This is a genomic window from Thioalkalivibrio sp. ALJT (genome assembly GCF_000381825.1).
GTDB lineage: Bacteria > Pseudomonadota > Gammaproteobacteria > Ectothiorhodospirales > Ectothiorhodospiraceae > Thioalkalivibrio.
In genome coordinates this window covers 445,892-464,636 of record NZ_KB907121.1, presented here as the reverse complement: position 1 = coordinate 464,636, position 18,745 = coordinate 445,892, and the positions used below count along the sequence as shown (strand labels likewise).

General features: G+C 67.4%; 22 protein-coding genes, 3 tRNA genes and 1 pseudogene. 11 read left to right on the top strand and 15 right to left on the bottom strand.

Translation table 11 applies throughout. The features are described from left to right. Together G332_RS13640 and G332_RS0102260 are read left to right on the top strand one after the other, a co-directional pair. Positions 1-758, top strand: a pseudogene (locus G332_RS13640) (hypothetical protein); the annotation flags it as partial. A 146-nt stretch (positions 759-904) separates the two neighbouring features. Then, the gene (locus G332_RS0102260; RefSeq protein WP_019625375.1) at positions 905-1,537 is read left to right on the top strand and encodes a DUF429 domain-containing protein; all 633 of its coding nucleotides are present in this window, start codon (positions 905-907) and stop codon (positions 1,535-1,537) included. Positions 1,538-1,669: 132 nt separating this feature from the next. On the opposite strand, the gene G332_RS0102255 is transcribed toward G332_RS0102260, so the two are convergent. The 5 genes from G332_RS0102255 to moaC all read right to left on the bottom strand — a co-directional run bounded on the left by G332_RS0102255 (position 1,670) and on the right by moaC (position 5,869). Further along, positions 1,670-1,745 (bottom strand) — tRNA-Phe (locus G332_RS0102255). Between the two features lie 100 nt (positions 1,746-1,845). After that, entirely contained in the window at positions 1,846-2,121 is a 276-nt protein-coding gene (locus G332_RS0102250; protein ID WP_038059477.1) for an oxidative damage protection protein, read from the bottom strand. Then, complete coding sequence (mutY, locus tag G332_RS0102245) at positions 2,105-3,163, bottom strand: A/G-specific adenine glycosylase (protein WP_019625373.1); 1,059 nt, start codon at positions 3,161-3,163, stop codon at positions 2,105-2,107. Before mutY ends, G332_RS0102250 begins: the two co-directional genes overlap by 17 nt. 46 nt (positions 3,164-3,209) lie before the next feature. Next, on the bottom strand, positions 3,210-5,384 hold the full coding sequence (locus G332_RS0102240; protein WP_019625372.1) for an AsmA family protein: 2,175 nt from the start codon (positions 5,382-5,384) through the stop codon (positions 3,210-3,212). Beyond that, entirely contained in the window at positions 5,381-5,869 is a 489-nt protein-coding gene (gene moaC, locus G332_RS0102235) for a cyclic pyranopterin monophosphate synthase MoaC (protein WP_019625371.1), read from the bottom strand. Before moaC ends, G332_RS0102240 begins: the two co-directional genes overlap by 4 nt. A 45-nt stretch (positions 5,870-5,914) precedes the next feature. Between moaC and moaD the strand changes: the two genes are divergently transcribed. Both moaD and G332_RS0102225 read left to right on the top strand, forming a co-directional pair. Then, positions 5,915-6,148 (top strand): molybdopterin converting factor subunit 1, encoded by a 234-nt coding sequence (gene moaD / locus G332_RS0102230; protein WP_019625370.1) that lies wholly within the window; start codon positions 5,915-5,917, stop codon positions 6,146-6,148. A gap of 1 nt (position 6,149) precedes the next feature. Continuing rightward, a complete protein-coding gene (locus G332_RS0102225; RefSeq protein WP_019625369.1) occupies positions 6,150-6,587 on the top strand; it encodes a molybdenum cofactor biosynthesis protein MoaE in 438 nt (145 codons plus the stop codon). A gap of 129 nt (positions 6,588-6,716) precedes the next feature. Here G332_RS0102225 and G332_RS0102220 read toward each other — a convergent pair whose 3' ends face one another. The 5 genes from G332_RS0102220 to G332_RS0102200 form a co-directional block, all read right to left on the bottom strand. After that, positions 6,717-8,075 carry a Do family serine endopeptidase gene (locus G332_RS0102220; RefSeq protein ID WP_019625368.1) on the bottom strand — a complete coding sequence of 453 codons (1,359 nt, stop codon included), beginning with the start codon at positions 8,073-8,075 and terminating at the stop codon, positions 6,717-6,719. A gap of 26 nt (positions 8,076-8,101) precedes the next feature. Further along, the gene (locus tag G332_RS0102215) at positions 8,102-9,004 is read right to left on the bottom strand and encodes a DnaJ C-terminal domain-containing protein (protein ID WP_019625367.1); all 903 of its coding nucleotides are present in this window, start codon (positions 9,002-9,004) and stop codon (positions 8,102-8,104) included. 157 nt (positions 9,005-9,161) lie between these two features. Further along, positions 9,162-9,593 (bottom strand): Hsp20/alpha crystallin family protein, encoded by a 432-nt coding sequence (locus tag G332_RS0102210; RefSeq protein WP_019625366.1) that lies wholly within the window; start codon positions 9,591-9,593, stop codon positions 9,162-9,164. A gap of 65 nt (positions 9,594-9,658) precedes the next feature. Next, positions 9,659-9,898, bottom strand: a complete 240-nt coding sequence (locus G332_RS0102205; protein WP_019625365.1) for a DUF2835 family protein — start codon at positions 9,896-9,898, stop codon at positions 9,659-9,661. Between the two features lie 4 nt (positions 9,899-9,902). Then, positions 9,903-10,766 (bottom strand): YicC/YloC family endoribonuclease, encoded by an 864-nt coding sequence (locus tag G332_RS0102200; RefSeq protein ID WP_019625364.1) that lies wholly within the window; start codon positions 10,764-10,766, stop codon positions 9,903-9,905. A gap of 83 nt (positions 10,767-10,849) precedes the next feature. On the opposite strand from G332_RS0102200, the gene rph reads away from it, so the two are divergent. From rph to G332_RS0102175, 5 genes are all read left to right on the top strand, one after another. Further along, a complete protein-coding gene (gene rph, locus G332_RS0102195; RefSeq protein ID WP_019625363.1) occupies positions 10,850-11,569 on the top strand; it encodes a ribonuclease PH in 720 nt (239 codons plus the stop codon). Positions 11,570-11,572: 3 nt separating this feature from the next. Beyond that, positions 11,573-12,193, top strand: coding sequence for an RdgB/HAM1 family non-canonical purine NTP pyrophosphatase (rdgB, locus tag G332_RS0102190; RefSeq protein WP_019625362.1), 621 nt, complete (start codon positions 11,573-11,575; stop codon positions 12,191-12,193). A 126-nt stretch (positions 12,194-12,319) separates the two neighbouring features. Next, entirely contained in the window at positions 12,320-13,531 is a 1,212-nt protein-coding gene (gene hemW / locus G332_RS0102185) for a radical SAM family heme chaperone HemW (protein ID WP_019625361.1), read from the top strand. Between the two features lie 2 nt (positions 13,532-13,533). Then, positions 13,534-13,728, top strand: coding sequence for a CPXCG motif-containing cysteine-rich protein (locus G332_RS0102180; protein ID WP_019625360.1), 195 nt, complete (start codon positions 13,534-13,536; stop codon positions 13,726-13,728). After that, positions 13,725-13,973: a transcriptional antiterminator, Rof gene (locus G332_RS0102175; RefSeq protein ID WP_019625359.1), complete on the top strand. Its 249-nt coding sequence runs from the start codon at positions 13,725-13,727 to the stop codon at positions 13,971-13,973. The genes G332_RS0102180 and G332_RS0102175 overlap by 4 nt, the downstream gene beginning before the upstream one ends. A gap of 181 nt (positions 13,974-14,154) precedes the next feature. On the opposite strand, the gene rho is transcribed toward G332_RS0102175, so the two are convergent. Further along, complete coding sequence (rho, locus tag G332_RS0102170) at positions 14,155-15,414, bottom strand: transcription termination factor Rho (RefSeq protein WP_019625358.1); 1,260 nt, start codon at positions 15,412-15,414, stop codon at positions 14,155-14,157. 195 nt (positions 15,415-15,609) lie between these two features. Then, entirely contained in the window at positions 15,610-15,936 is a 327-nt protein-coding gene (gene trxA, locus G332_RS0102165; protein WP_017941468.1) for a thioredoxin TrxA, read from the bottom strand. A gap of 105 nt (positions 15,937-16,041) precedes the next feature. Here trxA and rhlB point away from each other — a divergent pair, with 105 nt between their 5' ends. Then, a complete protein-coding gene (gene rhlB / locus G332_RS0102160) occupies positions 16,042-17,343 on the top strand; it encodes an ATP-dependent RNA helicase RhlB (RefSeq protein ID WP_019625357.1) in 1,302 nt (433 codons plus the stop codon). Between the two features lie 57 nt (positions 17,344-17,400). Here rhlB and G332_RS0102155 read toward each other — a convergent pair. The 3 genes from G332_RS0102155 to G332_RS0102145 form a co-directional block, all read right to left on the bottom strand. Continuing rightward, positions 17,401-17,476, bottom strand: a tRNA-Thr gene (locus tag G332_RS0102155). A gap of 85 nt (positions 17,477-17,561) precedes the next feature. Next, complete coding sequence (locus G332_RS0102150) at positions 17,562-17,999, bottom strand: Fur family transcriptional regulator (protein ID WP_019625356.1); 438 nt, start codon at positions 17,997-17,999, stop codon at positions 17,562-17,564. A 368-nt stretch (positions 18,000-18,367) separates the two neighbouring features. After that, positions 18,368-18,441: transfer RNA gene (locus G332_RS0102145), tRNA-Gly, on the bottom strand. Between the two features lie 66 nt (positions 18,442-18,507). On the opposite strand from G332_RS0102145, the gene thiS reads away from it, so the two are divergent. Continuing rightward, on the top strand, positions 18,508-18,714 hold the full coding sequence (gene thiS, locus G332_RS0102140; protein WP_019625355.1) for a sulfur carrier protein ThiS: 207 nt from the start codon (positions 18,508-18,510) through the stop codon (positions 18,712-18,714). The last annotated feature ends 31 nt before the right edge of the window (positions 18,715-18,745 follow it).

The window sequence follows — 18,745 nt, the reverse complement described above, 5'->3', positions numbered from 1 at the left end:
GCACCCTCGCCGAGACCGAGGAGGCCCGCGACAGCGCCCGGGCCGAGGTGGCCGAACAGGCCGACCGGATCGCCGGCCTCGAGAGCGAACGTGACCGCCTCGACTCCGAACTGAGCGACGAGCGCGAGGCCCATGCGGCCACACAGGCCTCGCTCGAGGCAAGCGAGGCGGAGCGTCGGGAGCAGGAGGAGGTCCTGGCCAGCCGCGATGCGCGTATCCAGGAACTCACCCTGAAGCGCGACAACCTGAGCGAAGAGCGAGCCCGGCTGGAGGACGCACGTGACACGCTGCAACGGGAGCTGGCGCAGGTTCGCGACACCGCCGAGTCCAGGGCGGCGGAACTGGAGACCATGCAGAGCGGGAAGGAAGAACTCGCATTGGAACTGGCACAGGTGCGCGCGGTATTGCCTGCGGCGGAAGGCGGCACCCTGGACCTTGAGACCGCCGAGGCGGCGGCGGGAGAATCGGCCGCCGCACTCCTGGAGCGGATGAATTCGTTACGGCAGCGTGGCGGTGACCGCGCGACCCTCGAGGAGGAAGTCCAGCAGTTGCAGGAGGAGCTGCGCCACAACCAGCGGCTGGTGAGCCGTGTCGCCGGGGGCACGCTCTACGAGCTCCAGCCCGGGCAGAGCCTCGGGGATGTGGCCGCCCGTTTCTATCGCGATGCGAACCGCTGGCCCGCGATCTTCGAGGCCAATCGGCATGTCCTGGATAATCCGGACCAGGTCTATCCGGGCTTCACGCTCCTGCTCCCCTGAGGACACTGCGCCCCCGCGTCGAAACACCGACCGGGGGCGCAGCCGTTGGGCGGTGCGCCCATCACCACCCTCTCGTGCAGATACCACGATCGAGCGCCAGTGCTGCGATCGCTGCTCCCCGCCAGACATCCGTCGAGGAAGAACACATGCAGGAGTCCATCGTGGGCGTGGACCTGTCCGGCCCCGGGAGTGCCGGAAATACGTCCGTCGCCGTTTTCGCCCAACGGGGCGGGGCGCTCCGGCTGGAGGAGCTGCTTGCAAGCGCGGATGATCAGGCCATCCTGGATCGTGTGCCGGCCGCGGCCGTGGTGGGGCTGGACGCACCCCTGTCGTATTCCCCGACCGGGGGCAGCCGCGCGTCCGATCGCACTCTGCGGCGGCTGGCGGTGGAATGCGGCCTGCCGGCCGGGACCGTGATGGCGCCATCCGCGCCACGGATGGCCTATCTGACGCTGCGCGGTGTCGCGGTCAGCCGCATGCTTGGCTACGAGCGCCCGGATGCGCGCGTGGTAGAGGTGCACCCTGCCGTGGCGATGGCCATGGCAGGGGCCCCGGTCGACACATTGAAGGCGATGAAGCACACGTCGGCTGCGCGACGGGAGCTGCTGGCGTGGCTGGAACGGCAGGGGCTGAACGACGTGCGCAATCTTGCCGATGCCAGCGACCATTCAGTGGCGGCCTGCGCCGCGGCATTGGCCGCCTGGCAGTGGAGCCGCGACCGCTCCGCATGGCGCCATCCGGCGGAGCCAGCGCAACACCCGTTCGATTTCGCCTGCTGAGGGAAACACCGAGGGGCCGGCGATCAACACGTACAAGCGGGACCCGATCCACAACCAACGGAAACACCAATACACCGCGCGGAGGCCATGTCTCCGGGCGTTGATCGGTACGCGGAACCTGCTACAGAAAAATGGTGGCCGGGGACGGAATCGAACCGCCGACACGGGGATTTTCAATCCCCTGCTCTACCAACTGAGCTACCCGGCCATACTGCGGGGGGAACGTCCTGAGGACGAAGGGCGGTATTAAAGCGGGCCGGCGCCGCCACGTCAAGCATGCCGGGCCGGGCGCCGCTGAAAAAACCGGTTCAGGAGGCGTTCGGGTCGACGAAGCCTTCCGGTTTTTCCGAACCTTCGCCGAACAGGAACTTCTCCATTTCTTCCTCGAGGAACTTGCGGGCCTTGGGGTCCACCGGGGTCAGGCGGTATTCGTTGATCAGCATGGTCTGGTGGCTGAGCCAGGCCTGCCAGGCCTCCTTGGACACGTTCAGGTAGATCTTCTTGCCCATCTCGCCGGGGTAAGGCGGAAAATCGAGCCCATCGGCCTCTTTCCCGAGTTTCACGCAGTTAACGGTTCGAGCCATTGCCGGAATCCTTGTCGTGGTGCAGATAACGCTGGATGGGGGCCGGGATGCCGACCGCCCGTGATGTGCCGGGTTTATACCAAATCACCCTTTCGCCTTCCATGATCCCACACGCACCCGCAGGGAGGTCGAAGGGCCGGATACGCAGATCCAGACGGTAGTGGCTGAAGCCGTGCTGCAGGCCGTGCTCGCCGGCGGCAGGGGCCGCACTCGGCCACTGGCTCAGCACCCAGTCTTCCAGGGCACGGGGGCTTTCGGCCTCGGGCAGGCTGTAGAGACCACCCCAGATACCGTCCTGCTGGCGCTGGATCAGCGCAATCCCTTCGGGCGCGCGCAGGCAGGCGGCCCAGCGGGTGCGAGTGGGCAGCGCGCGGCGCGGGCGCGGCGACGGCAATGTGGCGGTCAGGCCCTCCCGGGCGGCGCGGCAGTCCGCGCGGACCGGGCAGGCCGTGCAGTCGGGGCGGCTGCGGGTGCACAGCAGGGCGCCCAGGTCCATGATCGCCTGGGTGTAGTCGGCGCAGCGGGTGGCAGGGGTGCGGGCCTCGGCCTCGACCCACAGTTCGCGCTGGACGGCCGGACTGCCAGGCCAGCCATGGATCGCGGCATGGCGTGCGAGCACGCGCTTGGCATTGCCGTCCAGGATCGCCTCGGGCACGTCTTGCGCCTGGGCGATAATGGCAGCGGCGGTGGAACGACCAACGCCGGGCAGTGCCTCGAGCTCCGCCCGCGTGGCGGGAAAGACCCCTCCGTGCTCCGCCACCACCTGTTGCGCGGCGCGGTGCAGGTTGCGCGCCCGGGCGTAGTAGCCAAGCCCCGACCATTGGTGCAACACGGCATCCTGCGGCGCAGCTGCAAGGCTTTGCACATCGGGGAACTGCTGCATGAAGCGGAGAAAATAGGGAACGACGGTCTCCACCCGCGTCTGCTGCAGCATGATTTCGGAGACCCAGACCCGGTAAGGCGTACGTGGGTGCTGCCATGGCAGGTCCTGGCGGCCATGGTGGTCGAACCAGGCGAGCAGCCGCGCGGCGAAGGTGTTCATGATGGGCGTGGCCCCGAGCGCGGCGGGCGCCCGGGGCGGCTGCGGATCAGCGAGAACGCAGCCGATCGAGAAGGCCTTCTGCCTCCTGGTCGATCCGCTCGCGCAGGCGGTCTTCTTCTTCGTCCGTGCGTTCACGGAGGCGCTCCTGCTCCTCGCGCACCCGCTCACGGGCCTCGTCCTCATGGCGCGCTCGCAGCGCGCCAGCGAGGTCGAGACGGAAGCTGGGGTCGTCGAAGGCCCCGCTGATCCGGATCGGCAGGTTCACCCCGCGCAGATCGTCGAGTTCGCGGCCACCCTGGCCCTCGAGGGTGCCGACCACGGTGGCGTTCACACGGTAGTCCAGGGCTTCGTCGTTCAGGTCGGCCTCGCCCTCGCCGCGCACCCGCAACAACGGGGAGCTGGCCGCCAGGTCATCGTTGTGAACGACACCGTCACGAATGGTGAAGCTGCCGGTCAGTTCGCTGAAATCAGTCTGGTTGGGCTCGTCTTCTTCCAGCCGCTCGCCGCGCAGCCGCGCCTCGGCACGGCGGATCACCCGGGCCACGTTGATACCACGCACCGCGCCGTCCTCGAAACGCATATTGCCGGACCCGTTCAACGCGGCCTTGAGCTGGCTCAACTGCACGCCGCGGGTGCGGATATCCAGCTCGAGGTTCCCGATCCCCATCAGACGGGCATCATCGCCCTGGAAGTCCTCCAGCAAGGCGCCGATGTCCAGGCCCTGGAGGTCGGCCGCCAGTTCGTAATGCGGCACGTCGTGGCGAGCATCCAGGCGCAGGCGGCTGGTCAATTCGCCGTCGTAGGCCTCGGCATTCAGGGGTTCGATGTTCCAGTCCCCCGCCTCGGCGCGGATCTGCAGCTCGATGTTGCGCAGGGCCATGCCCATCACGTCCAGGCGCATAAGCGCCGCACTGCCATCCACATCGACACCGCGCAGGGCCTCCAGTGGCAACTCGATGGCGATGTCCTCGTCGGCATCGTCGTTGGCACCCTCGGTGCGCGCATCTTCCACCGCCGGTGGCAGGTAGCGGTCGACGTTCAGCTGTTCGCCGGAGACATCGAAACGGATCAGCGGGCGCTCGCCGCGGCCATCCCAGTCGGCAGAACCACTGAGCATGGTGTCATCGACGGTGATCACGAACGGGTCCATGTTCAGCGCCTGCGGGCTGCCGTGGGCAGAGAAGTCCAGTGCCATCCGCGTCAACGCATCCGGATCGGTGGTCTCCGGTGCATCCATACCCAGATCCGCCAGCAGGCCTTTCAGGTTGAAGGTATTGGTGCGCATCTCGGTACGCACCCGCGGCGTCTCGCTGTCGAGCTCGGACAGCTCGGCGAAGCCGGTCAGGCGCACCTCGGCGAGCCCCAGGGTCAGGCGTTCCATGCGCAGGGCCATGGCATCGGCCATCTCCAGCGCCACGTCGGTTTCCAGGGTCATGCCCACCGCTCGCTGCAGGCCACCGCCATCCACACCCAGGTTCGCGCTCAGGCGGCGCACGGAATAGCGCTCGTTGAGGAGATCCGCGTTCATCAGCCCGCTCAGGTCCAGGGCCAGCTCCAGCGGTTCCGCAAGCTCGCCACCTTCGGCGCGCAGCACCGCCTCGAGATCAAGACGCGTCTCCATGCCGGGGCGGAAACGCCCGATCTGCAGGTTGAACGGCTCCAGAGTCGCCCGAAGACCAGTCTCGCGGTCCTCCCAGCGCACACGGCTGTTACTCAGCGTAATCCCGGCAACGTCGATGCGCTGCAGCGCCAGTCGGGTCTCGGTCTCGGTACGTTCGTCGTCATCCACGCCGACGGCCTCGTCCCGGGCCGAGCCGGCGCGCTCGAGCAGATCATCCCAGTTGCTGCGGCCCTGTTCGTCGCGCGCGAGGTTCAGGCGCACCCCGTCGGCCTCCACGCGCTGGACCTCCAGCTCGCGGCGCAGCAGCGGCATCACGGCCACGGCAACATCGACCACGTCCAGCTCGGCAAAGGGGTCGTCACCGAACCCCTCGGCATTGCCGAAACGGACATCCTCCAGGCGCAGGCCGAGGCTGGGGAACAGGGTCAGACCGATCGGGCCGGAAAGCGTCAGCTCGCGTCCGGTCGCCTCCTTCACCTCGGCCTCGATGCGGTCCTTGTAGTCGTTGGCATCGAAAGAAATCAGCAGGTACGCGGCCATGACCACGCCCAGCACCACTACCACAATGATCAGGCTGAAAAGGCGCTTGATCCATTTCATTCGGAATCTCCTGTCGCGTCGGCCCGCCAGGTGCCGCTACGGCCACCGCGTTTCTCCAGCAGGCGGACACCTTCAATGCGCATGCCGCGATCCACGGCCTTGCACATGTCGTATACCGTCAGCAGCGCGGTGGAGACCGCTGTCAGCGCCTCCATCTCCACGCCGGTCTGAGCGTGCACCTCGCAGGTGGCCTGCACGTGCACGGTGCTGCCCTCGGTGTTCAGCTCCAGCGCCACCCGCGTCAGACCGATCGGGTGACATAGCGGAATCAGGTCCCCGGTCTTCTTGGCGCCCATGATACCGGCCACGCGGGCGATGCCGAGCACATCCCCCTTGGCATGGCGGCCATCACGGATCCGCTGCAAGGTATCCGGCTGCATGTGAATGCGGCCTTCGGCAATCGCAACCCGATGCGTAACGGACTTGGCACCGACATCGACCATGTGCACATGGCCTTCGGTATCAAAGTGAGTGAATTCGTTCATGACCGCTATAATGCTTGACTCGCAGCCATGTTTACAGGGGCCGTAATGACTGTACGCGTTCATTATTTTGCGCGACTGCGCGAGGAACTGGGCCGCTCGAGCGAAGAGGCGGAACTGCCTGCTGGCGGCACCACCGTCGGCGGATTGTGGCAGCAGTTGCATCAGGGTACACCCCCCGAACGCCTGATGGCCGCGGTCAACCAGGAACAGGCCGGGCTGGACACCCCGGTGAGCGATGGCGACGAGGTTGCCTACTTCCCGCCGGTGACGGGGGGCTGAGGTGGCGGTCGAGATCTACCACGAGGACTTCGACCCCTGGGCGCTGGTGGCACGCGCCGAGCAGGCGATCCCGGCCCATGCGCGCGGGGCCGCCAGCGTGTTCGTCGGCCGCATGCGCGACTTCAACGAGAATGAAGACGTGACCGGGCTGTTTCTGGAGCACTATCCGGGGATGACCGAGCGGGAGCTGGAACGCATCGTGGCCGAGGCCGGGGCGCGCTGGCCGCTGCTCGGCTGTCACGTGGCGCACCGCGTCGGCGACGTGCGCCCCGGCGATGCCCTGGTGCTGGTGGCCACCTGGTCGGCCCATCGCGTGGCGGCCCGCGACGCCTGCAGCGACATCCTCGAGCGCCTGAAGCACGAGGCCCCGTTCTGGAAACGCGAGACCCTGACCGACGGCACCCGGCGCTGGGTCGAGAAGAACACCCCCGGCTTCTGACCCTGCCCCCTGTTCACACCCCTCCCGGCCGCAGCGGAGAGCCGGGATCTGCTGCATCTGTTACGTCTCCGGGGCAGAGACACCGGATCACCGGCGTGGCCACAGCGGGGAACGGGGAGCGGTCGGGCCTCAGCGCAGGGTGAGGTAGACGGACTGGTTGCCGCGGCGCAGCTGCAGGGCCAGGACCTGGTCGGCTGCCAGCTTCCTGGGCAGGTCGGACAGGTGCTGGATACGCTGGCGGTTGATGGCCAGCAGGACGTCGCCAGGGCGCAGGCCGGCACGCTCTCCGATGCTGCCGGTTTCCACGTCGATGACGACCACCCCACTGCGGCCCTCCGGCCCGCTGGTCTCCGCAAGCCGCACGCCCTCCAGCCGCGGGTGAACGGCTGCGCCCTCGACGCGATGCGCCTCCGGACGGTCAAGCCGCACAACGACCTCCTGCGTCGCACCGTCGCGCAGCACGGTCAGGCGCACGCGGGAACCGGCGCGCAGCAGGCCCAGCCGGTTATGCAGATCGACCGCGCTGCGCACCGACTGGTCGTTCAGTTCCAGCACGATATCTCCGGGTGCCAGCCCCGCGCGTTCGGCAGCCGAAGTGCGCGTCACCCGGGTGATGACCGCACCCCGGGAGGCATCCAGCCCGAAGGCCCGGGCCAGGGCCGGCGTCAGGTCCTGCATCTCCACGCCGAGCGCGCCGCGCTCGACGCGGCCCTCGACCAGCAGGTGCTCCTGGATCTGGCTGGCCATGTTCGCGGGGATCGCAAAACCGATGCCGACGTTCCCGCCGCCACGCGCGAGGATGGCGGTGTTGATGCCGACCAGTTCCCCGCGCAGGTTGACCAGCGCCCCACCGGAATTGCCCGGGTTGATGGAGGCGTCGGTCTGGATGAAGTCCTCGATCCCGTCGCCCCCCAGGCCGCTGCGCCCGAGGGCGCTGACGATGCCGCTGGTCACGGTCTGGCCGAGACCATAGGGGTTGCCGATCGCCACCACGAAATCGCCCACGCGCAGCTCATCGGAGTCCGCCAGCGGAATCGCCTCCAGGTCTTCGGCGTCAATACGAATCACGGCGACATCGGTGGCCGGGTCGGTGCCCACGACATCGGCCTCGTACTGGCGCCCGTCATGAAGCGTCACCAGGATGGTGTCGGCACGTGCGACCACGTGGCTGTTGGTGAGAATGGTGCCGGCGGAGGCGTCGACAATCACGCCGGAGCCCAGGCCCCGGCGTTCCCGCTCCCGCGAGCGTTCGGGGCGATCGAAGAAACGGCGGAAGAAGGGGTCGTCGAACAGCGGGCTGGGCAGGTTGGCCGACTCCACCACTCGCGCACGAGTGGCGATGTTGACCACGCCCGGGATCGTACGCTCGAGCATGGGGGCGAGCGAGGGCAAGGGCTCGCCATCCACTACCGCCGGCAACTGGGCGACGGACGGCGCGGCGCCGAACAGACCCGGCACCAGAAGCAAAAGGATCATCAGCCGACGCATCGGGGCTCCTCGGGTTGTTCGCCGGGTCAGGGCGTCAGGTTGGCGCGCGGGGCGAAGGACGACTTCTCGGCCATCTTGCGATACCAGTCCCCGGCCTCGTCCTCCGGTGGCACCTGCACCATCAGCTTCAGGTACAGATCCCCCGCCGTCTTGCCCGGCAATCCCTTGCCCTTCAGGCGCATCTGCTTGCCCGACTGGGAACCGGCAGGGATCTTCAGGTTGACCCAGCCATGCGGCGTGGGCACCTCGATGGTCGCGCCCAGCGCGGCCTCCCAGGGCGTGATCGGGATCTCGCGGTAGAGATCGCGCCCCTCCAGGGTGTAGCGGCTGTCCGGCTTGACCCGGATCTCCAGCAACAGATCGCCGGCGCCACCACCGCCGACCCCGGGGTCGCCCTGGCCGCGTACGCGCAGGCGCGAGCCATCTCTGGCCCCGGCCGGGATACGCACGCGCTGCACCCGGCCCTCGGCATCGCTCACCGGGACCTCGGTACCCTTGATTGCCTGGTCCAGGGTGATCTCTACACGACCTTCGCGGTCGGCACCGCGCATGTTGAAGCCGGCCCCGCCGCCACGGCGGCGGCCACCGCCCATCCCGCCACCGAAGATCGAATCGAAGAAATCCGAGAAGCCGCCGAAGTCGGCACCGGCACCGCCACGGGCCCCGCCCTGCTGATTCCAGCCAGGCGGCGGGCGGAAGTCCTGCCCCTGACGCCAGCTGGAACCCAGCTGGTCGTAGGCCTTGCGCTTTTCCGGGTCGCCCAGGGCCTCGTAGGCCTCGTTGACCTCCTTGATGCGGGTCTCGGCGTCAGGGTCCTTGCTGACGTCCGGGTGGTACTTGCGCGCCAGCTTGCGGTAGGCCTTCTTGATCGCGTCCTGGCTGGCATCGCGGCTCACACCGAGGATCTTGTAATAGTCCTTGTATTCCATGGCCTTCCTCAGGGGGAACTCGGATTACTGTACACGCTCGCGTCCGTACCCCGGGTTCCCCCAGCCAGAAAAAACGGGGCGCCACCGCGGGTGGGCCCCGGGGCAGCGCCCATGTTCATGCCCCGGCGGGCATCGCCCGCCGGTCGCGGGGGCCGGATCAGCTCTCGATCTGGATCCGACGCGGCTGCACGCGGGCCTGCTTCGGGATGCGCACCTCCAGCACGCCGTTCTCGCTGCGCGCGGAGATATTGTCGGCATCCGCGGTATCCGGCAACGAGAAGCGCCGGAAGAAGGTACCGCGTACGCGCTCGATGCGCTTGTAGCCGTCCTTCTCTTCCTCACTCTCGTGCCTGCGCTCGCCGCGCAGGGTCAACACGCCGTCCTCCATGTGCAGTTCGATGTCCTTCGGGTCCACCCCGGGGATATCGGCATGCAGCACGTAGGCATCGGTCTCTTCGCGGATATCCACCGCAGGCGCCCAGTCGGAGGTCGCGGCGGAATCCTCGGTGCCGGGCATGTCCGGCATGCGCCCGAGTTCGCGCGAGAGCTGACCGAGCAGGCTGAACGGTTCGTAACGGGTCATGTTCATGGCATTGCCTCCTTCTGCAAGTGTCATCTGACTCACCCTTCGATATAGAGGCAGGCGCCGCGTTTTCAAGGGCCTGACGGTGCCGACGGGAGCCGCCGGAAGGCACGCAGCCGGTAGTCGTCGTCAGTGATCAGCTCGAACACGCCATGCACACCGCGCTGGTCCAGATGCTCGCGCAGCAGGCGGGCCGGAAACTGCACGCTTTCACCCGTGTCGGCCTGTGCGAACACCACCGCCGCGCGGCCGGCGTAGTAGTCCTCCATCTCCTGGTGCGAGATGGCCAGGCGCAGACGAAACCGGCGCATCACGCTATTCCAGGTTCTGCACCTGTTCGCGCAGCTGCTCGATCAGGACCTTCATCTCCACGGTGGCGCGGGTGATCTCCAGGTCATGCGACTTCGACGCGATGGTGTTGGCCTCGCGGTTGAATTCCTGCATCAGGAAGTCGAGCCGGCGGCCAGCGGGGCCGTTGCCGTCCAGGGTGTCGCGCACTGCGGCCACGTGCCCCTCGATGCGGTCCAGCTCCTCGGCAATATCCATGCGCTGAGCCAGCAGGGCCACTTCCTGTTCCAGCCGCCGCGAATCGAGGTTCAGGTCCAGCTCGTGGATGCGGGCAAGGATACGCCTGCGCTGCTCGTCCAGCATCGGCTGGCGCCGTGCCTGGATCGCGCGGCAGTGCTCCAGCAAGGCATCCAGGCGCGTGCGCATGCCGTCGGCCAGGGCCGCACCCTCGGCGGCGCGCATCGCCACCAGGGCATCCAGCGCGGCATCAAACCCCGCCAGCAGCGGTTCGGCCAGGGCCTCGCTCACATCCTCGTGGCCCTGCAGGATGCCCGGCCAGCGCAGCACCTCCAGCGGCGAGACGGGGGCAGACTGCGGCAACATGCCCGCGATCTCGGCACAGGCATCCGCGAGCACCCGCACCCGGTCGTGATCGAAGGCCGCCGGCGACGCCTCGGCCTGACCGCGATCCCGTAGCGCCACATCCACCTTGCCGCGCGCCAGGCGCGCCTTGAGACGATTGCGCACCGCGCCCTCCAGCGACCGCAGGTGATCGGGCAGATGAACGCGCAACTCCAGATAACGATGGTTGACGCTTTTCAGCTCCCAGTCGAACACGCCCGCATCCAGTGTGACGGCGTGTCGGGAAAACCCGGTCATGCTGGCAATCATGTTCCCCTCCGTGGTGCCCCTGCTGCGGATGACGGTGGTGGCCCGTATACTGCGCCCCTCCCAAATCTAGCAAGGATCCCAGCATGCGACCCAGTGGCCGAACCGCCGACGCGATGCGCCCCGTGCGTTTTACCCGCCATTTCACCCGCCACGCGGAGGGGTCGGTACTGGTCGAGTTTGGCGATACTCGCGTGCTGTGCAACGCCACGGTGGAGTCGCGCGTGCCGCCGTGGCTGAAGAACAAGGGCCGCGGCTGGGTCACCGCCGAGTACAGCATGCTGCCGCGCTCCACCCATGACCGCATGGTACGCGAGGCCGCGCGCGGCAAACTGGGCGGGCGCACCATGGAGATTCAGCGGCTGATCGGGCGTTCGTTGCGCGCCGTGGTCGACCTGGAGGCGATGGGCGAGCGCCAGATCATCGTGGACTGCGACGTCATTCAGGCCGATGGCGGCACCCGCACCGCCTCCATCAGCGGCGCCTATGTCGCACTGCACGACGCCATCCGCAAGGCGCGCGAACAGGGCCTGATCCGCAAGAACCCGCTGCACGGCCAGGTGGCCGCGATCTCGGTGGGGATCTTCGGGGGCGAACCGGTGCTGGATCTCGACTACGACGAGGACTCGCAGGCCGAGACCGATCTGAACCTGGTGATGAACGAGGCCGGCGGCGTGATCGAGATCCAAGGCACGGCCGAGGGCCACGCCTTCCGCCGCGACGAGCTGGACCAGATGCTGGACCTGGGCGAGCAGGGCATCCAGCAGATCTGCGAGGCCCAGCGCGCCGTCCTGGCCGAGGGCTGAGCCATGGCTGATGCGCGCCGCGTCGTCCTGGCCACCGGCAACCCCGGCAAGCTGCGCGAGATCCGCGCCCTGCTGGAACCGCTGGGGCTGGCGGTGGAGCCGCAGTCGGAGCACGCGGTGCCCGAGGCCGCGGAGACCGGGCTGACCTTTGTCGAGAATGCCATCCTGAAGGCCCGCAACGCGGCACGCCATACCGGATTGCCCGCGATCGCGGACGATTCCGGGCTGGAGGTCGATGCCCTGCGCGGCCAGCCGGGAATCTACTCCTCGCGCTATGCCGGGGCGGATGCCAACGACGCGGCCAACAACGCCAAGCTGCTGGAGGCACTGGCCGGCGTTCCGCCGGAACAGCGCGGCGCACGGTTCCGTGCGGTCGTGGTGTACCTGGAGCACGCCGAGGACCCGGCACCGATCATCGCCCAGGGGGTATGGCCCGGGCGCATCGCGGAACAGGCCAGCGGCGCCGAGGGCTTTGGCTACGATCCGCTGTTCTTCGTGCCCCAGGAAGGCTGCACCTCGGCCGAGCTGCCCCCGGAAACCAAGAACCGCCTGAGCCATCGCGGTCAGGCCCTGCAGCAGCTCGTGGCTGCCCTGCGCGCCGGCACGAACGCGACACCGGCCTGACCCGCCGGCCCCGCCCGGCACCGAGGCCGAGATCGGGGCCAGCAGACGGAGCGCCCTGGGCCTGCTGCGATCCGCGTTTCCCTGGGTGCTTTCGACGCCACCCGACCCCTCGCCTATGCTTCGCACATGAACGCCGCCCTGACTCAGCCGCCGCCACTTGCGCTGTACGTGCACCTGCCCTGGTGCGTGCGCAAGTGCCCGTACTGCGACTTCAACTCGCACCAGCCGCGCGGCGAGGCCCCGTTCGCGGCGTACGTGGAGGCCCTGCTGCACGACCTGGAGGCGCAGCTCCCGGATATCTGGGGGCGCCGTCTGGAGAGTGTCTTCATCGGCGGCGGCACCCCCAGCCTGTTTCCGCCCGAGGCACTGGATACGCTGCTGTCCGGCCTGCGGGCCCGCCTGCCGCTGCGTCCCGACGGCGAGGTCACGCTGGAGGCGAACCCCGGCACCGCCGACCGCGCCTACTTCCGCGGCTATCGCGAGGCGGGGGTCAATCGGCTGTCTTTGGGCATTCAGAGCTTCGATGACACGATGCTCGCACGCCTCGGGCGCATCCATGGTGCGGCAGAGGCACGCAGCGCGGTGGAACACGCCCGTGCCGCCGGCTTCGAGGCGATCAATCTGGACCTGATGTTCGGGTTGCCGGGACAGACGCTGGCAGCCGGACTCGCGGACCTGGAGGCGGCGATCGCGCAGGACCCGGGGCATATCTCCTGGTATCAGCTCACCCTGGAACCGAACACCTACTTTGCGGCCCGCCCCCCGGAACTGCCGGAGGACACGCTCGTCGAGGAACTGTTTGCTCGCGGGCAATCGCAACTGGCAGCGGCTGGCTATACTCGATACGAGGTATCCGGCTACGCCCGCCCCGGACAGGCCTGCCGCCACAACCGCAACTACTGGATGTTCGGCGACTACCTGGGGATCGGTGCCGGGGCCCACGGCAAACTGACCCAGGTGCACGAGGGCCGCATCCTGCGGCGGACCAAGCCACGCCAGCCGGAGGCGTACATGGCCGCGCCACAGCAGCACCAGGACCACCCGGTCCCGCCGCAGGAGCGGCCGTTCGAGTTCCTACTGAATGCGCTGCGCCTGGTGGACGGGGTGCCGGCTGCGAGCTTCGAGGCCCGCTGCGGACTGCCGCTCGCCCGCCTGGAACCGGCGCTGTCCGCGTTGCGGGACGAAGGGCTGCTGGTTGCCGATGCGCAGCGCCTGCAGGCCACGGACAAGGGCCTTGCGTTTCTCAATGACGTGCTGGAGCGCTTTCTGCCGGAACGGACGCCACGAGACGCGATCGCCACGCCGATCGCCTGGCCCGCAAGTCGGGAGGAGGATTGACGATGCGCCCTGTCGAGTTTGTCGCTTTTGCCTGTCCCTGGTGTGGCGAGCCGGGCGAGACCACGGTAGACATGGTCAGCGGCGACCGCGAGTGGATCGAGGATTGCGGGGTATGCTGCGCCCCCATCGTGTTCCAGCGCGAGGATGCCGGGGACGAGGAGCTGCCGCGAATCGGCGCCCGTCGGGAAGGCGAATGAACCCGGCACCGCCGTATACGCCCATCGCCTGTGAACGCTACTCGGAGCTGGAGCTGGCAATCCTGCGCGGGCAGTTTCTGCGCACGCACTGGCGGCGCGGACAGATGGACCGAATCGCGGTAGTGCGGCCCCTGGATCTGCGCACCCGGCGCAGCGCCGAGTTTCTGATCCTGCGGGATGCCGAGGGCCGACGGCAGTGGCGGCGGCTGGACCGCCTGATCAGCTTCGAACCGGTACCGGGCTGAAGCCTGCAGCGGTCGACACGGCAGGAAACCGGCTCACAGGCAGGCAGGAAGAACGGAAGGTTCGGGACCCCAGACTGCTCTGGCACACGTCCAGTCTTCCCGTACACCGGGTTTCTCCGCGGCCCCGGCGGCGCCGGCCACCGGGTACGCGGCGTGAAGCGTCAGGCCGAAAGGCGCCGGGTCAGCTGCGCTTCATCTGGTCGAAGAACTCGGAGTTGGTCTTGGACGACTGCATGCGGCCGAGCAGGAATTCCATCGCCTCGATGTCGTCCATGCCGTGCAGGAACTTGCGCAGGATCCAGAGCTTCTGCAACTCGTCCGGCGCGGTCAGCAGTTCTTCACGGCGGGTGCCGGAACGGTTCACGTTGATCGCGGGGTAGATGCGCTTCTCGGCGATACGCCGCTCCAGGTGCACCTCCATGTTGCCGGTGCCCTTGAACTCCTCGTAGATCACCTCGTCCATCTTCGAGCCGGTCTCGACCAGCGCGGTGGCGAGGATGGTCAGGCTGCCGCCTTCCTCCACGTTGCGCGCGGCGCCGAAGAAGCGCTTCGGGCGGTGCAGGGCATTGGCGTCCACACCGCCGGTGAGCACCTTGCCGGAGCTGGGGGCGACGGTGTTGTAGGCGCGCGCCAGGCGGGTGATGGAGTCCAGCAGGATGACCACGTCGCGCTTGTGCTCGACCAGGCGCTTGGCCTTCTCGATCACCATCTCGGCCACCTGCACATGACGCTGGGCGGGCTCGTCGAAGGTGGAGGAGACCACCTCGCCCTGAACCATGCGGTCCATCTCGGTAACCTCTTCCGGGCGCTCGTCGATCAGCAGCACGATCAGGTAGCACTCGGGGTAGTTCGCGGCGATGCTCTGGGCGATGTTCTGCAGCATCAGCGTCTTGCCCGCCTTCGGCGGCGAGACAATCAGGCCGCGCTGCCCCTTGCCGAACGGGGAGACAATATCGATCACCCGGGCCGTGATGTCTTCAGTGGAACCGTTGCCGCGCTCCATGCGCATGCGCTCGTTGGCATGCAGGGGGGTCAGGTTCTCGAACAGCACCTTGTGCTTGGCATTCTCCGGCGGCTCGAAGTTGATCTCCGAGACCTTCAGCAGCGCGAAGTAACGTTCGTTGTCCTTCGGAGGGCGGATCTTGCCGGCAATGGTGTCGCCCGTGCGCAGGCCGAAGCGCCGGATCTGACTGGGGGAGACGTACACGTCGTCCGGCCCGGCCTGGTAGGAGCTGTCGGCACTGCGCAGGAAGCCAAAGCCATCGGAGAGGATCTCCAGGACGCCGTCCCCGTAGATGGCTTCGCCGCTTTTGGCGTGAGCCTTGAGCAGGCCAAAGATGATGTCCTGCTTGCGCGCGCGGGACATGTTCTCGATGCCCTTCTCTTCGGCAAAGGCCACGAGATCAGCAGCGGACATCCGCTTCAATTCGGTCAGATTCATGCGAGGGGTGCTGTATTCAACGTGAATGATCGACGACCGGGGGTGGCCGCACGGATTGACTGGAAGGAGGAGGGAACAGACTGGCGACTGTTCGAATGTGCCCGATGGTAAGCGAGCCGGCGTCTCGGGGCAAGCCCGGAGGGCACTCGCACCCGAGCGGCCCGGCGACGGCTGTCCGCACCGGGCCTTCTGGTCTTACAGGTGCTGGTCCAGGAACGCGGTGAGTTGCGACTTGGACAGGGCCCCGACCTTGGTGGCTTCGACATCACCACCCTTGAACAACATGAGCGTGGGGATACCACGGATGCCGTACTTCGGCGGGGTCGACGGATTCTCGTCGATATTCAACTTGGCGACCTTGACCTTGCCGGCGTATTCTTCGGCGATCTCGTCCAGAATGGGGGCGATCATCTTGCAGGGGCCGCACCACTCCGCCCAGTAGTCCACCAGGACCGGCTGGTCGGCCTTCAGGACGTCCTCGTCAAAACCGGCGTCCGATGTGTACACAATTTTGTCGCTCACTCCGAGCCCTCATGACTTGGGTTGGGAAAGCAGCCCGCGATGCCGACTGCACGCTTCTTACTATCGACGATGATCGCCAGACAGTTCAAGTAACAGAGGATTCACATGACCGAGCCCGCGCAGGAAACGCCCCGCTTCGACCAGCTTGATCTGCCCGAGGCCGTGCAGGCGGGCATCCGCGCCACCGGTTTCGAGACCTGCACCCCGATCCAGGCCCGAACCCTGCCCGTCGCGCTGGCCGGCCGCGACGTCGCAGGCCAGGCCCAGACGGGCACCGGAAAGACCGCGGCCTTCCTGATCGCAACCTTCAACCGCCTGCTGCGTCAGCAGCCCGCAGCGCGCCGCCGTTCCACCGACGTACGCGCGCTGATCCTGGCGCCGACCCGCGAGCTGGCGATCCAGATCCACAAGGACGCCGAGGCCCTGGGCCGCGATACCGAACTGAAACTCGCACTGGCCTACGGCGGTACCGGCTACGACAGCCAGCGCGAACAGCTGGAAGCGGGGGCCGACATCCTGATTGGCACGCCGGGGCGCATCATCGACTACTTCAAGCAGAAGGTCTTCGGGCTCAAATGCACCGAGGTGGTGGTGCTGGACGAGGCCGATCGCATGTTCGATCTCGGTTTCATCAAGGATGTGCGCTTTCTGATGCGGCGCTGCGCCCCGGCTGCCGAGCGCCTGTCGATGCTGTTCTCGGCGACGCTCTCCTTCCGCGTGATGGAGCTGGCCTACGAGCACATGAACAACCCGGAGAAGGTGCAGGTGGAGGCCGAGACCCTCACCGCGGATCGCGTGCGCCAGACCATCTACTACCCGGCCAATGAAGAGAAGATCCCGCTGCTGCTGGGGCTGGCCCGCGACCTCGCGCCGGAACGCGCGATCGTGTTCGTGAACACCAAACACGGGGCCGAGAAGGTCTGCGACTGGCTGAACGCCAACGGGCAGAAGGCCGCGCTGCTGTCCGGCGACGTACCCCAGAAGAAGCGCTCGAAGCTGCTGGAACACTTCGCCGCCGGGGAATACACCTTCCTGGTCGCCACTGACGTGGCCGCACGCGGCCTGCATATCCCCGCGGTCACCCACGTGTTCAATTTCGATCTGCCGCAATCGGGCGAGGATTACGTCCATCGCATCGGACGCACCGCCCGCGCCGGCGCGGAGGGTGACGCGATCAGCTTCGGCTGCGAGGACTCCGCCTTCTACCTGCCGGAGATCGAAAGCTATCTGGGCGAACGCATCCCCACCACGAGCGTGGACCCGGAGCGGCTGTTCCAGGATGCGGTCAAACCAAAGCCGCGACCACGCAAACCGCGCGACGACCGCCGCGGTGGCAATGGTCGGGGGCAGGGGAACGGCTCGGGAAGACCCGGGGGCGGGCGCCGGCGCCAGGAGCGGCGCGGCTGACGTCCATCCCGCTCCCGACCGGCGCCAGAGCGCGGGTCGGGAACAAAACGGGGAAGATGGTGCCGGCGAGAGGAGTCGAACCTCCGACCTATCGATTACGAATCGATTGCTCTACCAACTGAGCTACACCGGCGAAGCGCGCCATGATAGCGAGCGGCGCGTGCAACCACAATCCGGGCCCCGACGAGTTTTCCCGGACCATGTTGCCCGGGCGCGATTCAGGACCGCGGGCGCCCCACCCGAATGATCACGTCCACGCCCTGCAGGGCCTTGCCTTCCGGCAGCGGTGGCAGGCTGGAGAGGTCGACATGCGCCGGGTCCACGTCCTCCAGCTCGCCGGTATCGGTGTGGAACAGGTGGTGGTGGGGATTCAGGTTGGAATCGTAAAACAGCTTGGTGGGATCAATCAGGACCTCGCGCACCAGACCCTTCTCGGCGAACAGGTTCAGGGTGTTGTACACCGTGGCCTTGGATACGCGCGAGGCATTGCGCACCAGCTGCGCCAGGATCTGTTCGGCGCTGAGGTGCTGATGCCGGGCGAACATCACACGCGCGATCTCGACGCGTTGCTCGGTCGGGGAGATCGCATGTTCGCGCAGCAGGGCACGGGCATCGTCCACCGGCAGGAGGTCCGTGATGTGGGGCGCTGTAGTCATGAGCCGGACGATATAACAACGATCTGGATCAAGTCCATATCCCGTTTGCAGGACAGGCCCGGCCCCGTGGGAGCCGGAAACCACAGGAGGGGCCGGGGACCCGGGCCCGAACGGCCTCGAGCCTGGCTGAGGCGCGTTGCCAATCAGGCGGATGGATGCAGCAGCTTCAGGATACCCCCGGCCCTTCCGGGACGACGCGCGATGTGCAGCGAGTAACGGGGCCACCCGCCGGGACTGGAGTCATGCAACGGACAGCCTCTCGGGGGGCAACGCAGGACCGGGCGCACCAGGGCGGCGCTTGCCCACACACGACAACGCGGCTCGAGAGCGACGCGCGAGCATGTACATTCGTCCGGGTTTCCCTAAAATGGAGCGGGTGATGGGAATCGAACCCACATTAAGAGCTTGGGAAGCTCCCGTTCTACCATTGAACTACACCCGCTTGAGTCGGCGATTGTAGGCCTTGTCGGCCTCCGGCTCAACGACTTCGAACGCCGGATGACCAACCATGCAGATCCAGCTGAACGGTGAACCCTTCGAACTCCCCGAAGATCGCACGCCCACACTGGCCGCGCTGATCGAGGCGCGCGGCCTGGAGGGGCGCCGCCTGGCGGTGGAGGTCAACGCGGAACTGGTGCCGCGGAGCGAGCATGCCGCGCACCCGTTGCATCCCGGCGATCGTGTGGAAATCGTGCAGGCGATCGGGGGCGGGTAGGAGAATGCGTCGCGTCTGACCGCCCTGTCCG

What these genes read in the sequence shown, in the direction of transcription:
- moaC (WP_019625371.1), bottom strand. Translation starts at nt 5,869, where the DNA reads ATGAACGAATTCACTCACTTTGATACCGAAGGCCATGTGCACATGGTC.
- G332_RS0102240 (WP_019625372.1), bottom strand. Translation starts at nt 5,384, where the DNA reads ATGAAATGGATCAAGCGCCTTTTCAGCCTGATCATTGTGGTAGTGGTG.
- G332_RS0102260 (WP_019625375.1), top strand. Translation starts at nt 905, where the DNA reads ATGCAGGAGTCCATCGTGGGCGTGGACCTGTCCGGCCCCGGGAGTGCC.
- G332_RS0102250 (WP_038059477.1), bottom strand. Translation starts at nt 2,121, where the DNA reads ATGGCTCGAACCGTTAACTGCGTGAAACTCGGGAAAGAGGCCGATGGG.
- G332_RS0102215 (WP_019625367.1), bottom strand. Translation starts at nt 9,004, where the DNA reads ATGGAATACAAGGACTATTACAAGATCCTCGGTGTGAGCCGCGATGCC.
- G332_RS0102175 (WP_019625359.1), top strand. Translation starts at nt 13,725, where the DNA reads ATGAACCCGGCACCGCCGTATACGCCCATCGCCTGTGAACGCTACTCG.
- G332_RS0102200 (WP_019625364.1), bottom strand. Translation starts at nt 10,766, where the DNA reads ATGATTGCCAGCATGACCGGGTTTTCCCGACACGCCGTCACACTGGAT.
- mutY (WP_019625373.1), bottom strand. Translation starts at nt 3,163, where the DNA reads ATGAACACCTTCGCCGCGCGGCTGCTCGCCTGGTTCGACCACCATGGC.
- G332_RS0102210 (WP_019625366.1), bottom strand. Translation starts at nt 9,593, where the DNA reads ATGAACATGACCCGTTACGAACCGTTCAGCCTGCTCGGTCAGCTCTCG.
- hemW (WP_019625361.1), top strand. Translation starts at nt 12,320, where the DNA reads ATGAACGCCGCCCTGACTCAGCCGCCGCCACTTGCGCTGTACGTGCAC.
- thiS (WP_019625355.1), top strand. Translation starts at nt 18,508, where the DNA reads ATGCAGATCCAGCTGAACGGTGAACCCTTCGAACTCCCCGAAGATCGC.
- moaD (WP_019625370.1), top strand. Translation starts at nt 5,915, where the DNA reads ATGACTGTACGCGTTCATTATTTTGCGCGACTGCGCGAGGAACTGGGC.
- G332_RS0102220 (WP_019625368.1), bottom strand. Translation starts at nt 8,075, where the DNA reads ATGCGTCGGCTGATGATCCTTTTGCTTCTGGTGCCGGGTCTGTTCGGC.
- rhlB (WP_019625357.1), top strand. Translation starts at nt 16,042, where the DNA reads ATGACCGAGCCCGCGCAGGAAACGCCCCGCTTCGACCAGCTTGATCTG.
- G332_RS0102180 (WP_019625360.1), top strand. Translation starts at nt 13,534, where the DNA reads ATGCGCCCTGTCGAGTTTGTCGCTTTTGCCTGTCCCTGGTGTGGCGAG.
- rho (WP_019625358.1), bottom strand. Translation starts at nt 15,414, where the DNA reads ATGAATCTGACCGAATTGAAGCGGATGTCCGCTGCTGATCTCGTGGCC.
- G332_RS0102150 (WP_019625356.1), bottom strand. Translation starts at nt 17,999, where the DNA reads ATGACTACAGCGCCCCACATCACGGACCTCCTGCCGGTGGACGATGCC.
- rdgB (WP_019625362.1), top strand. Translation starts at nt 11,573, where the DNA reads ATGGCTGATGCGCGCCGCGTCGTCCTGGCCACCGGCAACCCCGGCAAG.
- rph (WP_019625363.1), top strand. Translation starts at nt 10,850, where the DNA reads ATGCGACCCAGTGGCCGAACCGCCGACGCGATGCGCCCCGTGCGTTTT.
- G332_RS0102205 (WP_019625365.1), bottom strand. Translation starts at nt 9,898, where the DNA reads ATGCGCCGGTTTCGTCTGCGCCTGGCCATCTCGCACCAGGAGATGGAG.